This is a genomic window from Bradyrhizobium sp. in8p8 (genome assembly GCF_000426845.1).
GTDB lineage: Bacteria > Pseudomonadota > Alphaproteobacteria > Rhizobiales > Xanthobacteraceae > Bradyrhizobium > Bradyrhizobium japonicum_C.
The window spans coordinates 1-13,230 of record NZ_AUGD01000002.1; the positions used below are offsets into that span (position 1 = coordinate 1).

Below are 13,230 nucleotides of genomic sequence, written 5' to 3' on the forward strand. Positions count from 1 at the left end.
CGTTTGGCGGCGGGCCCTACCATTTTTTTGAAAGAAGCTCGCGTAGCGCGGCCGCATCGAGCATCTGCTCGGCCAACAGCTTCTTCAGCTTCGCGTTCTCCTCCTCGAGCGCTTTCAACCGCCTGGCCTCGGAGACATCCATGCCGCCGAATTTGGCCTTCCAGTTGTAGATCGTCGCCTCGGAAATCCCGTGCTTGCGAGCCAGGTCGGCCGTCTTCGCCCCGGCCTCATGCTCCTTCAACACGGCGATAATCTGCTCTTCCGTGAACCTTGCTCGCTTCATCTGTCCGTCCTTTTCAGGCCGGACTCTAACTCCATCTGGAGGAAATACTCAGGGGCAGGTCACGGCCTTTAGATTCTCCTGAAAGCGTTCGACGCTAGCGAATTTCTCGATGGGGAAATCGTAAATGATGCGGTCGTCAAGTCGTTCGCAAGACGAGCAGTTGGCGGAAAGGTATTGCTGCATCGAGGCTGTGACCATCTGATGGGATATCATCGGCGCCATCTTCAGGATGAGTGGGACGTACTCGAGGTAGCCCATCATCGCGTGAATGAAATCTTGCGAGATCGCGTCATATCCTGACCGCTTAATTCTAGGTGAGGACTTGTTGGCGTCCTCCGCGCCACCGCTCTTGTCGCGCAACGTGTTCGGGAATTCCCTTCGGAAGCTTCCCCGATGACCGATAGGCTTCCCGTCTTTCAGATAGATGCAGATATAAAAGTTCTGGGGGCGCGCCTGCTGCAACGTCCATCTCCTTACGTTCAACTCTCCCGTGCATCAGCATCCTTCTCCAATCGAGAGAATTCAAGCAGCATGCAGGAATGAACCTAGTCTAGACCTAATCTCAGCTAGGCGAGCCTCCGCCAGGCGAATAGGCATCCATTTGTCTTCAAATGAGAATTTGGTGAGCGCGCTGGGGCTCGAACCCAGGACCCCGTGATTAAAAGTCACGTGCTCTACCGGCTGAGCTACGCGCTCCCATGGCCGCTGATGGCTTCGAAAGAGATGGCCATCGTGATCGGACATTCGAGAGGCATGTCTTGCCGCTGCGCTTGAGATGGCGTCGCGGGGAAAACCGGCTGTTTCCGGATCATGCCTTCGGCCCGCGCTGTGTAGGGGGAGTGGCTGCGGAGGTCAATAGCGCGGGTGGTTGCCGAAGATCGCCGCAGAGGCGGGGTTTCGTTCGTGCAATCCTTGGCTTAAGCCGTGATTCTCAACCTGATTGGCGGGACGCCGTCCACGAACTGTTGGAGGTCGGCGGACGACCTGCGTCTGCATGGTCGCCCGGCGATGCGGAGCATCGTCCGGACGCCCGCCTGCGGCGGGCTCCTCACCATGAGGGTCCTTCAATTCGCCTCGCGGCGGACCTCCGTCGGCACGGCTTGCGGCGCGCCCACGGGCGGCAGAGCGACCGGGCGCAGGCCGATCAGCTCGGCGGTGCGGATGGCGCTGTCGCGCCAGAACTGGAACGAGTTGATGCGGCTGAGCTCGAGGACGGCGATGGCGACGGCGGCCAGGAACGGCAGGCTCTGCAGCACGAGGACGCCGGCGAAGACGTAGATCTCGGTGATCTGCTTGTAGCTGTTGGTGGCGATCAGCACGCCGGCGCCGACCAGGAGCAGGGTGCCGATCACCGCTTCCCAGAACGCCTGGAACTCGATCGACATCCGGCTGAGGCCGCCCTTGGAGGTGCGGGCGAAGGCGATGTGCTCGGTGATGAGGCCCTGCGCCACCGCGCGCGACACCGTCCATTGCACGCTCATCGCCGCGATCATGGCGCCCAGCATCTGGCCGGGCTTGATGGCGACGCGGGCGCGGTACATCGACAGGAAGTGCACCAGCGAGACGACGAAGGCGCCGATGATCGGCAGCGTCAGGATCATGTCGGGGATTGCGATGTCGGCGAAGGCGACGATCGGCACCCAGACGAGGTTGAGCAGCGCCACCACCACGCCGAGGCTTTCGGCGCCCAGCCAGTTGAGCCAGCCGAGGCTGTATTCGCGCTTCTGGTCGGGCGTGAGCCGGCTCGCGCCGGGCAGGAAGCGGCGCCAGTGCTTCTTGACGATCTGGAGGCCGCCATAGGCCCACCGGTGCCGCTGCTTCTTGAAGGCCTCGTAGGTGTCGGGCAGCAGGCCGGCGCCGTACCGGGTGTTGGTGTAGTGGGTGACCCAGCCGAGCTCCTGGATCGCAAGGCCGAGATCGCTGTCCTCGCAGATCGTGTCGCTCGACCAGCCCCCGGCCATGTCCATCGCGGCGCGGCGGATCAGGCACATCGTGCCGTGCACGATGATGGCGTTGGCCTCGTTGCGCTGGACCATGCCGATGTCGAAGAAGCCGGCATATTCGCCGTTCATGATGTAGTGCATGATCGACAGATCGCCGTCGCGATGCTCCTGCGGCGCCTGCACGAGGCCGACGCGCGGATCGGCGAAAGCGGGCACGAGGTCCTTGAGCCAGTCCGGCTCGACGACATAGTCGGCATCGAGGATGCCGATGATCTCGGCGTCGGCCGCGGTGCGGTCCATCGCGATGCGCAGCGCACCGGCCTTGAAGCCCTGCACCTTCTCGGCGTTGATGAACTTGAAGCGTTCACCGAGCGCGCGGCAATGGTCCTGGATCGGCTGCCAGAAGGCGGGATCCGGCGTGTTGTTGATGATGACCACGCATTCGTAGTTCGGATAGTTCAGCCGCGACAGCGCATCCAGCGTCTGCTTGAGCATCTCGACCGGCTCGAAATAAGCGGGGATGTGGATCGAGACCTTCGGGCAGTAATTCTCCGGCACGTTCTCGACCGGCTTGCCCTTGCTGAGCAGCCGCTGCGGCGGCCGGCCGAAGGCCACCGCTGCGATCTCGTCGATGCGCGCCATCGCGATGAGCACGAGCGGAACGAGCAGGATCATGCCGAGCGTCAGCGCGAAGGCCGAGCCGAAGATGAAATAGTGGCTGTTCCAGAAGGCGAACACGGTCGCGGCCCAGGCGCCGACGCCGTTGGCGGTGGCCGAGAGCAGGAAGGCCTGCTTCGCGGTCGCCTTTTCGATCCGCAGGATCGGCAGCGACAGCAGGATGCCGACCAGGAGCGCGATGCCCATCAGCTTCCAGTAATCGGGATTCTCCACCGGGCCGGTCCAGGCGAATTTCGGCTCGCGGCTGGCGTTGAGGACGCCCCAGTAGGGGCCGACGCCGCCTTCGAAGAACTTCCAGGGCTGATCGATGGCTTCGACGATGTTGTATTCCATGCCGATGGCTTCGGCGCGGGTGACGAAGTTGCGCAGGACGAGGGCCTGCTGGAACGGGCCGGGATCGGCGTTGCGCAGATTGTAGCCCTGGCTCGGCCAGCCGAACTCGGCGATCACGATGCGCTTGCCGGGGAACAGGTTGCGCAGGAGGTTGTAGCGGTCGACGGCCTGGTCGACCGCCTGGTCCGAGCGGAAGTTCTCCCAGTAGGGCAGCACGTGCGCGGCGATGAAATCGACGTTGGACGCAAGGTCGGGATTGTCGCGCCAGATGTTCCAGATCTCGCCGGTGGTGACGGGCACGCGGACCGCGCTCTTCACCTTCTTGATCATGTCGATGAGATCTTCGACCTTCTGCTCGCCGCGGTAGATCACCTCGTTGCCGACGACGACGCCGACGACGTTGCTGTTCTTGCGGGCGAGCTCGATGGCGGCCTTGATCTCGCGCTGGTTGCGGTCCGTGTCCTTGTCGATCCAGGCGCCGACGGTGACCTTGAGCCCGAACTCGGCTGCGATCGGCGGCACCAGTTCCACGCCGCCCGTGGACGAATAGAGGCGGATCGCGCGCGTCATGGTCGACAGCGTCTTCAGGTCGGCGCGGATTTTCTCGACGGTCGGGATGTTGTCGATGTCGGGGTGCGCCGAGCCTTCGAACGGCGCGTAGGACACGCTGGGCAACAGGCCCCTGAAGTCGGGCGCGGGTTCCTTCTCGCGCAAGACTCCCCAGACGCCTGCATGGAGCGCAGACACGAGCAACAGAACGGCGGCGACAACGCGCATCGCGGCTAAACCAAAAGGGGCTGGGGTGGCAGGGAAGCGGATCTGACCCCGAGATCCGACCGAGTCCGCGGCAAATGGAGCATACCTCTGCCGCGTGGTTTCACAACTGTCATGGCCTCATGTCCTTATGAGGGCATGCCTTTTGGGATGCGCGGCAGTGCCAACCGTCTCTATGGCCGATCGTTCCTGAACGACAGCTGAAACGACCAGAGCGATTTGAGACCTCGAGCTATTTCGCGGGCGCCGGGGACGGGCTTGCCGCAGGCGAGGGGCTGGCGGCCGGCTGCGGTGCCGGGGAGCTGCCTGCTGCGGGCGCCGCGGGCTGGGACGCCGCGGCCGCTGCCTGCTGAGGCTGAGCGGCCGGATTGATCCAGCACGCGTGCACGCGGCTGTCCAAGGTCTCGGCGACCTTGGGATCGATCTGGCCGCCGAAGCGGGTCAGACAACGGAAGGCGGCCTGGATGTGGCCACCGGGACAGCCGAAACGGTCGTAGAGATCGAGGTGGCGGAATGCGGTATCGAGGTCATCGCGCCACATCAGGCGCACCACGCGGCGGCCGAGCCAGACGCATTCGGGATTGCCGGCCGGGCCGTTGATGACATGGGCTGCTTCCGCGAACTCGTCGGTGCGGCGCTGATTCTGGGCGGCGTCCTTGGCGGCGTCGGCGGGCTGAGCCGCCTTGCCCGGGTCGGGGGTCGGTGTGCCGCTCTGGGCGGAAGCGCTGCCGAGACCGGCGATGACGAGAAGGGAGGAGACGGCCAAGGTGGCGGCGAACTGCCGCAGGACCGCATTTCGTGACTCGAACACCCGTTGCCGCATGAATTCCTCAATGTAACCGCTGGCCGTCCGCGTCAGGATCCCGTGGACGGGTTGGTGATGGCGTCCAAATGGGTCTCCAATGCGGCGAGAAAGGCTTTGCGATTCCATGACCTGTATTTCGAATTTTGTCCAGCAAAGTCACGATGCTAGGCCGCGCTCGAACGACGGCGGTGAAATTTCCTTCGGGGGAGGAGCGGATCCGCGGTGAGGATCGGCATTCGGACACCCCCTTGGCAGACGGCGCCCGAGCAGGTAATCGACGGACCCTTCGCGGAGGACGGAACCGATTTCACTTCGTACGCCATTGGCGCTTCTGCTCGTTTCATTGGGTGCGATTGCCGCCGTGTGGTGGTGGCTGGCGACGCCAATCACGCTCGCACGCGCCCCGATCGATCCCGCCGAGAAGGTCCAATGCGTCTCCTATGCGCCGTTCCGCGGCGAGCAGACGCCGCTGGAAGCCTGGACCCATATCGAGGCCGAGCAGATCGAGCAGGACCTGCGCCAGCTCAAGGAAATCACCGACTGCGTTCGCACCTATTCGATGGAGAACGGGCTCGACCAGGTGCCGGCGATCGCGGCCAAGGTCGGCGGGCTGAAAGTGCTCCAGGGCATCTGGCTCTCCAGCAATCGCACCAAGAACTATGAGCAGGCCGGCCTTGCCATCCGCCTCACCAAGCAGTTTCCCGACATCATCACGTCCGTCATCGTCGGCAACGAGGTGTTGCTGCGTGGCGAGATGACGACGGCGGACCTCGTCTCGATCATCCGCCTGGTGAAGACGCAGGTCAGCGTGCCCGTCACCTATGCCGACGTCTGGGAGTACTGGCTGAAGAACCGCGAAGTCTATGACGCCGTCGACTTCGTCACGATTCACATCCTGCCCTACTGGGAGGATTTCCCCATCAAGGCGAAATTCGCCTCCGCCCATGTCCAGGCGATCCGCGAGCGGATGGCGGTGGCGTTTCCCGGCAAGGAGATCCTGATCGGCGAAACAGGCTGGCCGAGCGAGGGCCGGATGCGTGACGGCGCGCTGCCGTCGCGCACCAACCAGGCGCGCGTCGTCTCGGAAATTCTCAGCCTCGCCAAGTCGCAGAAGTTCCGAGTCAACCTGATCGAGTCCTACGACCAGCCCTGGAAGCGCAAGCTGGAAGGCACTGTCGGCGGCTATTGGGGCCTGTATGACGCGGTGCACCGGACGCTGAAATATCCGCCGGGACAGCCGATCAGCAATTTCCCGTTCTGGAAATGGTACATGGGCGCAGGCATGGGCCTTTCCGTGCTGGTGTTCGCCGTCGCGCTCATCACGCTGCGCCGGCGGCCGTGGACGCCGCGCTTCGCGGCCTGGCTCGGCGTCGGCATCTCGGCGACCACAGCCGGCATCCTGCTCGGGATCGGCATCGACAAGATGTACTACGAGAGCTACGGCATCGGCGGCTGGCTGCTCTGGGGCGCGCTGCTGCTGGCCGGCATCCTGTCGCCGATCTTCTGCGCGCAGGCGATGGTGATCGGCCGCAGCCTTCCGACCTTCCTCGATCTGCTCGGCCCGCGCGAGGGCCGGAAGTGGTCGAAGCTCACCGCCGTGCTCGGCCTGACGCTGGCGGTGACGGCCGTGATCGCGGCCGCGACCGCGCTCGGCTTCGTGTTCGACCCGCGCTACAAGGATTTCCCCTACGCCGCGCTGACGATGGCCGTGGTGCCGTTCGCTCTGCTGATGTTGAACCGGCCGCAGATCGGCCAGCGTCCGATCGCGGAAGCGGTGTTCGCCGGCGTGCTCGCGCTCTCGGCGGCTTACGTGCTGGTCAACGAAGGCCGCGACAATTGGCAGTCGCTGTGGACCTGCGCGATCTATCTGTTGTTCGCGCTCACGCTGTGGCGGGCGCGGGCCGAGCAAAGCCGAGAATGAGCAGGCCGATCGCGAGGCCCGACAGCACGACGTTGTAGAGCACGATGCCGAGGCCGGCGGCGATGATGCCGACGGTGAGCAGCACGATCGACGGACGCATCAGGTTCAGCGTCGCCACCACCAGCGCGACGATGCCGAACACCGAATTCTTGAACAGAACGGTCGCAACCGAACGCCCCTTGCAGATCAGCGTCTGAAGGCCGGCGTCGCAGGCAAGCGCGACCTGCGACAGCTCGATCGCGAGGTACCGCAGATAGAGCGCATAGCCGACGGAGGCGAAGCCGACGACGATCAGGAACTGCACCTGGTAGGGCGTGAGGCGGAAGGGCTTTTTTGTCATGGCGGCAATATGGTCGGGATGGCGCGGGCAGGCAACAGGGCAGGTGACACGGCAGGTGACGTTTCCGTCGATTCGGCCTGCCCCTGCATCATGCAGGAACAGGCGAGCGTCCGGCTGGTTCTGCACATTGTGGGGCCCAACGCAATTGCCGTCGAGGATCGAGCATGGACAAGCCAACGCAGGAGCAGCTCAGCGAGCTCAAGAGGCTGAGCAAGGAAGCGCGGGTGGAGGATTGGTCGGAAATCGTCCAGTCAAAGGACGAAGCCGAGACGCGGATCCGGGATCTGAAAGAGAAGGCGCGCATGGAATAGATCGCCGCCCGCGCGCCAGCGCGATCAGGCTCGGCCTTGCGTGTTCCGGCTCTGCTCCGCGAGCCGGCGCTCGTATGTTTCAGTGATCGAGCCTCGGCGAAACCTATTTGAATCCCAGCCGGCGCTCGACCCAGCCCAGAACGAACAGCACCAGCAACGTCACCGCGATGGCTGCGCCGACGAGCAACCAGGCTCCCAATGCGCAGGCAATGCCGAGGCCGGCCGCAACCCAGACCGTCGCGGCCGTGGTGAGACCATGAACGGTCTTCGACTTGCGATCGTGCAGGATGACGCCCGCACCGATGAAGCCGACGCCGCTCAGCACGCCGGTCACGACGCCCTGAATGACCCTGGAGATCGCATCCGGGTGGTCGCGCATGTTCTGGAACTCGATCACGGAGATCGACACCAGCGCGGAGCCGAGAGCCACCAGCGCCAGCGTGCGCATTCCCACCGGCTTGTCGTTCATATCGCGATCGATGCCGATGAGGAGCCCCGTCGCCGCTGCGACGAGCAGCCTCAGCACATCATCCAGTTCGTTCATCAAGATTCGCGCGCCTTTCGGGAGGGACGACGCTTCGAATGCGAAGCACAAGATCGCGAGCTTGCTGCGAAAGCGCGGCTCAGGCCAAGCGTCCGATAGTCGCATGCCCAAGGTCCACGACGGAAATCAGTATCACCGCCTGAAGAACGACGACAGCGTCGATCCGGCCGATGCCTCCGGTTTCGGCGGCGCGGGCGCAGGCTGCGCGGCCGGGGCGGGCGCGGGCTCCTCGCGCTTCGAGCGCTTCGATGGATAGCTGCGGCGGCGCTGCTGCTTCTCGGGCTTGGCGCTCGCGGGTGCGGTTTCGGCTTGCGGGACCGCGTCGGGGTTCTTCTCCGCGCTCTTGTCTTGAACCCGTTCCTGCGTCTTCTCTTGCGCCTTGTCCTGTCCCTTGTCCTGGCCGCCACGCATCGACAGGCGCTGGCCGTCGAATATCGTGGTCTCGCAGTGACGGTCGTTCTCGGCGAGGCTTGCGCAGAATTTCGCTGCGACGGCGGCGTTGACGAGGGGACCGGCGCCGAGGCGAAGCTGCATTCCCAGGCCCGTGGTGCCTTCCTTGATCATGATGATCGGCCGCAGCGCTGCGATTTCCGGATTGGACTTGGTAAGGCCGCGCCACAGCGCGCGCAGGCCGTCGACCGAGTTGGCTCCGCCGAGATCGATGGCAAAGCGGGTCTGCTGAACCGCGATGGCAGGGGATTCGCTCTCGGCTGCATCGGACGGCTTTGTTGTTGCCGCCACGACCTCGGCCGCCGCGGGCGGCTCGGCCTTCTTCTCGGCGGCGTCATGCTGAATGAGCTTCGGTGCGGCGGGATCCGGCGGTGCCATGATCGACTTGGACGGCACCAGCGGAATGGTCGGCAGCGCCGAATTGTTCGCCGGCGATTGTTGCATGAGCGAGGCTGCGGCAGCGGTCTGCGGCGGTGCGCTCGCGGGCTCCTTCGCGGTTTCCTTCTGCAAGGTTTCCTTCTGCGCATCCTTGGCCGCCTCGGTCCGCGGCTTCTCGCTCGGCGGCGTTGGCGTCGAGGCGACCGGTGCGACGCTGGGAGCTGCGGCCACGGGTGTTGCGTCCTGCGGCTTCGTGCCCTGCGCCGGCGCAGCGGCCTGCTTGGCAATGGCACCGGTGACGGAATCGAGCCCTTGCTCCAGCACGGTGACGCGCGAATACAGCCGGTCGCGATCGGTGTTCAGCGTCTCGATGGCGGCGGCGAGGCGGCGGGCCTCGTTCTGGCTTTCCTTGCTCAGCATCTGCAACCGATCGGCCTGGCGCGCGAGATCTGCGGACGCCACCTGGTCGCGCCGCCAGCCGAGCTGGGCCTGGTTGGCCATGACGGCGACGACGACGGCCCCCACTGCGGCGACGCCCCACGAGCCCAGCCGCCACATCAAGCGCCGGTCGAACGCGCTTTCCTCGGCCAGAAGTCCGGAGAACAGGCCGCCGGTCTCCTTGGCGCCGAAGGCGTCCGCCAGTGGGTCGGAATCCTTTGCCATGAACGTTAAATGCCCAGCCCTGTCCGGCTTCCCCGAATCAATCAGGGAACATTAACAGGAAAAGCGTGCCGCACTTGAATTCCGGGCGTTTGCGGGGGTAGCGATAGCTTCCCCGAGGGCGCTCGCTGCCCGTCGCGCCAAACGATTCGGCCATATCTGACAGGATTTCGATGACCGCCCGTTCCAGCCTCACGATCGTGCTCGCCGCCGGCGAAGGCACGCGCATGCGATCGAGCCTGCCGAAAGTGCTGCATCCGGTCGCGCATCAGAGCCTGCTCGCCCATGTGCTGGCCGCCGCTCCCAGGGGAACCGGCACCTCGCTCGCCGTCGTGATCGGACCGGATCATCAGGCGGTCGCGGACGAGGCCAAACGCATCCGCCCCGACGCGATGACCTTCGTGCAGGCCGAGCGGCTGGGCACCGCGCATGCGGTGCTGGCGGCGCGCGAAGCGATCGCGCGGGGCGTCGACGATCTCCTCGTCGCCTTCGGCGACACGCCGCTGATCTCGGCCGAGACCTTTGCGCGGCTGCGCGCGCCGCTCGCCAGAGGCGCCGCCATCGCCGCGCTCGGCTTTCGCGCCGCCGATCCGACCGGCTATGGCCGCTTCATCGTCGAGGGCGACCGCCTGGTCGCGATCCGCGAACAGGCCGACGCCAGCGAAGCGGAGCGCAGGATCGATCTGTGCAATGCCGGCGTCATGGCGATCGACGGGCGCCGGGCGCTTGCGATCCTGGACAAGATCGGGAATGCGAATTCCAAGGGCGAATATTATCTGACCGACGCGGTCGAGATCGTCCGCAGGCAAGGATGGGAGTCCGTGGTGATCGAGACCGGAGAGGACGAGGTGCGCGGGATCAACACCAAGGCGCAGCTCGCGGAAGCGGAAAGCGTGCTGCAGGCGCGCTTGCGCAAGGCGGCGATGGAGGCCGGCGTGACGCTGATCGCCCCCGAGACGGTGTATCTGTCCGCCGACACTGTGTTCGGCAAGGACGTCACCATCGAGCCGTTTGTGGTGATCGGCCCCGGCGTGTCGATCGCGGACGGCGCGGTGATCCACTCCTTCTCGCACATCGTGCAGACGACGCTCGGAAAGAAGGTCTCGATCGGCCCCTATGCGCGGCTTCGGCCCGGCACCTCGCTGGGCGACGGCGCGCGCATCGGCAATTTCGTGGAGACCAAGGCGGCGACGCTGGAGGCCGGCGTCAAGGTCAACCATCTCTCCTACATCGGCGATGCCACCGTCGGCGCCAACTCGAACATCGGCGCCGGCACCATCACCTGCAACTATGACGGCTTCAAGAAGCACAAGACGGTCATCGGGCAGGGCGCCTTTGTCGGCACCAATTCCTCGCTGGTCGCGCCGGTGACGATCGGCAACGGCGCCTATATCGGCTCGGGCTCGGTGATCACGAAGGATGTCCCTGACGACGCCATGGCCCTGGAGCGCAACCAGCAGACCATCCGGGAAGGCGGCGCTGCGCGCTATCGCGAGATGAAGACGGGCGGCAAGAAGCCGGAGAAGTGAGCGGCGCTATTCTTCGTCGGCGAATTCGGAGAAGATCGCACGGGTCAGGCGCCAGCCGCGCGGCTTGGCGCGCTTCACCGGCTCGCCTTCCGGATGCTTCATGAAGACGGGCTTGCTTTCCTTACCGCGCTGCGGCGGCGGCCAATGCGCAAGGTGCGTGCCCGTGGTCTCGCTTGCGCGCACCGACATCGAAGACAGACCTTTGCGGTCGGACGAGCCTTTCATGGCCTTGTTCTCCTCATCGGAAGCGTTGGCCAAATTCGTTGACAACGAGTTAACGCACGCGGTTTAAGGTCGGCCAATTCGACGCAGGCGAAGCTCAGATCGCGATCCAGTGCTGTCTCAATCGGCAATAATTATTGAGTATCTGGTTCGCTGGGAATCTCGCTAAAAAACGAGCGCGTCGTTTAGGCGATTTTTCGACGATTTGGGGGATAGTGAACCGCATGTGCGGGATTGTCGGCATTCTCGGGCGCGAGCCGGTTGCAGAGCAATTGGTGGATTCGCTCAAACGTCTTGAATATCGCGGTTACGATTCCGCGGGCGTCGCCACGCTCGAGGGCAGGCACCTGGAGCGCCGCCGCGCCGAAGGCAAGCTGAAGAACCTGGAGAAGCGGCTGGAAGCCGAGCCCTTGAAGGGCACGACCGGGATCGGTCACACGCGCTGGGCCACCCACGGCAAGCCGACCGTCAACAACGCCCATCCGCACGCGACAGAGCGCGTCGCCGTGGTCCACAATGGCATCATCGAGAATTTCCGCGAGCTGCGCGAGGAGCTCGAGAGGAAGGGAACGGTGTTCCACACCGAGACCGATACCGAAATCGTGCTGCACCTCGTCGACGATCTGCTCGCGCGCGGCAACAAGCCGGTGGAAGCCGTCAAGCTGACGCTGGCGCGCCTGCGCGGCGCCTTCGCGCTCGGCTTCATATTCGCCGGCGACGACGACCTCATGATCGGCGCCCGCAACGGACCGCCGCTCGCGATCGGTTATGGCGACGGCGAGATGTATCTCGGCTCCGACGCCATCGCGCTCGGCCCGTTCACCGACACGATCAGCTATCTCGAAGATGGCGACTGGGTGGTGCTGACGCGCAAGAGCGCGACGATCTACGACAAGGACGGCTACGCCGTCCAGCGCGACAAGATCAGGCACGCGGCATCGACGTCGCTGGTCGACAAGGCCAATTACCGCCACTTCATGGCCAAGGAGATCCACGAGCAGCCGGAAGTGGTCGGTCACACGCTGGCACGCTACGTCGACATGGCGACCGAGCGCGTTGCGCTGCCCGTGAACCTGCCGTTCGATTTCAACGACATTCGCCGCATCAACATCACCGCCTGCGGCACTGCTAGCTATGCCGGCTTCGTCGCAAAATACTGGTTCGAGCGCTTCGCGCGCCTGCCGGTCGAAGTCGACGTCGCCTCCGAGTTCCGCTACCGCGAGGCACCCTTGCGCAAGGGCGATCTCGCCATCTTCATCTCGCAATCCGGCGAGACCGCCGACACGCTGGCGGCGCTGCGCTACGCCAAGGCGGAAGGCGTGCACACGGTCGCCGTCGTCAATGTGCCGACCTCGACGATCGCGCGCGAGAGCGAGACGGTGCTGCAGACGCTCGCGGGACCCGAGATCGGCGTCGCCTCGACCAAGGCCTTCACCTGTCAGCTCATGGTGCTGGCCAGCCTTGCGATCGCGGCCGGCAAGGCCAGAGGTGAATTGTCCGAGGAGGACGAGACCAAGCTGGTCCATGGCCTCGTTGAAGTCCCGCGCCTGATGGCGGATGCGCTCACCAGCGAGCCCCAGATCGAAAAGCTCGCGCACCGGATCGCCAAATCCCGCGACGTGCTCTATCTCGGCCGCGGCACCAGCTTCCCGCTGGCGCTCGAAGGTGCGCTGAAGCTGAAGGAGATCTCCTACATCCACGCCGAAGGCTATGCCGCCGGCGAGCTCAAGCACGGGCCGATCGCGCTGATCGACGAGACCATGCCGGTCGTCGTCATCGCGCCCCACGACCGCGTGTTCGAGAAGACGGTGTCCAACATGCAGGAGGTCGCCGCGCGCGGCGGCAACATCATCCTGATGACGGACGCCAAGGGCGCGGCAGAGGCGACGGTCGAGTCCCTTGTCACCATCGTCATGCCGGACATGGCGGCGGCGTTCACGCCGATGGTCTACGCCGTTCCCGTGCAGCTGCTCGCCTATCACACGGCTGTCGTCATGGGCACCGACGTCGACCAGCCGCGCAATCTCGCGAAATCTGTGACCGTGGAATAGGCAGTAGG

The 13,230-nt window shown here is 64.8% G+C and carries 11 protein-coding genes, 1 tRNA gene and 1 pseudogene; 4 read left to right on the plus strand and 9 right to left on the minus strand.

What is annotated here, in order from left to right; translation table 11 throughout:
• The 5 genes and pseudogenes from K408_RS0105245 to K408_RS0105265 all read right to left on the minus strand — a co-directional run.
• Positions 1-283, minus strand: a pseudogene (locus K408_RS0105245) (transposase); the annotation flags it as partial.
• A gap of 48 nt (positions 284-331) precedes the next feature.
• Positions 332-745: a hypothetical protein gene (locus tag K408_RS0105250; RefSeq protein WP_024341929.1), complete on the minus strand. Its 414-nt coding sequence runs from the start codon at positions 743-745 to the stop codon at positions 332-334.
• A gap of 158 nt (positions 746-903) precedes the next feature.
• Positions 904-979: transfer RNA gene (locus tag K408_RS0105255), tRNA-Lys, on the minus strand.
• Positions 980-1,347: 368 nt separating this feature from the next.
• Positions 1,348-4,014: a glycosyltransferase gene (locus tag K408_RS0105260; RefSeq protein ID WP_024341928.1), complete on the minus strand. Its 2,667-nt coding sequence runs from the start codon at positions 4,012-4,014 to the stop codon at positions 1,348-1,350.
• Between the two features lie 229 nt (positions 4,015-4,243).
• Positions 4,244-4,834, minus strand: a complete 591-nt coding sequence (locus K408_RS0105265) for a hypothetical protein (RefSeq protein WP_024341927.1) — start codon at positions 4,832-4,834, stop codon at positions 4,244-4,246.
• 343 nt (positions 4,835-5,177) lie between these two features.
• On the opposite strand from K408_RS0105265, the gene K408_RS0105270 reads away from it, so the two are divergent.
• Positions 5,178-6,737 (plus strand): glycoside hydrolase family 17 protein, encoded by a 1,560-nt coding sequence (locus K408_RS0105270; RefSeq protein WP_024341926.1) that lies wholly within the window; start codon positions 5,178-5,180, stop codon positions 6,735-6,737.
• On the opposite strand, the gene K408_RS0105275 is transcribed toward K408_RS0105270, so the two are convergent.
• A complete protein-coding gene (locus K408_RS0105275) occupies positions 6,697-7,077 on the minus strand; it encodes a hypothetical protein (protein ID WP_024341925.1) in 381 nt (126 codons plus the stop codon). The genes K408_RS0105270 and K408_RS0105275 overlap by 41 nt on opposite strands.
• Before the next feature lie 164 nt (positions 7,078-7,241).
• Here K408_RS0105275 and K408_RS41900 point away from each other — a divergent pair, with 164 nt between their 5' ends.
• On the plus strand, positions 7,242-7,388 hold the full coding sequence (locus tag K408_RS41900; RefSeq protein ID WP_155248678.1) for a hypothetical protein: 147 nt from the start codon (positions 7,242-7,244) through the stop codon (positions 7,386-7,388).
• 103 nt (positions 7,389-7,491) lie between these two features.
• Here the strand turns inward: K408_RS41900 and K408_RS0105285 are convergent, their stop codons facing one another.
• Positions 7,492-7,932, minus strand: a complete 441-nt coding sequence (locus K408_RS0105285) for an MgtC/SapB family protein (RefSeq protein ID WP_024341924.1) — start codon at positions 7,930-7,932, stop codon at positions 7,492-7,494.
• Positions 7,933-8,064: 132 nt separating this feature from the next.
• Positions 8,065-9,423: a hypothetical protein gene (locus K408_RS0105290; RefSeq protein WP_024341923.1), complete on the minus strand. Its 1,359-nt coding sequence runs from the start codon at positions 9,421-9,423 to the stop codon at positions 8,065-8,067.
• Positions 9,424-9,593: 170 nt separating this feature from the next.
• Here K408_RS0105290 and glmU point away from each other — a divergent pair, with 170 nt between their 5' ends.
• Positions 9,594-10,949, plus strand: coding sequence for a bifunctional UDP-N-acetylglucosamine diphosphorylase/glucosamine-1-phosphate N-acetyltransferase GlmU (glmU, locus tag K408_RS0105295; RefSeq protein WP_024341922.1), 1,356 nt, complete (start codon positions 9,594-9,596; stop codon positions 10,947-10,949).
• Positions 10,950-10,955: 6 nt separating this feature from the next.
• On the opposite strand, the gene K408_RS0105300 is transcribed toward glmU, so the two are convergent.
• On the minus strand, positions 10,956-11,174 hold the full coding sequence (locus K408_RS0105300) for a hypothetical protein (RefSeq protein ID WP_024341921.1): 219 nt from the start codon (positions 11,172-11,174) through the stop codon (positions 10,956-10,958).
• 221 nt (positions 11,175-11,395) lie between these two features.
• On the opposite strand from K408_RS0105300, the gene glmS reads away from it, so the two are divergent.
• Positions 11,396-13,222: a glutamine--fructose-6-phosphate transaminase (isomerizing) gene (gene glmS / locus K408_RS0105305; protein ID WP_024341920.1), complete on the plus strand. Its 1,827-nt coding sequence runs from the start codon at positions 11,396-11,398 to the stop codon at positions 13,220-13,222.
• The last annotated feature ends 8 nt before the right edge of the window (positions 13,223-13,230 follow it).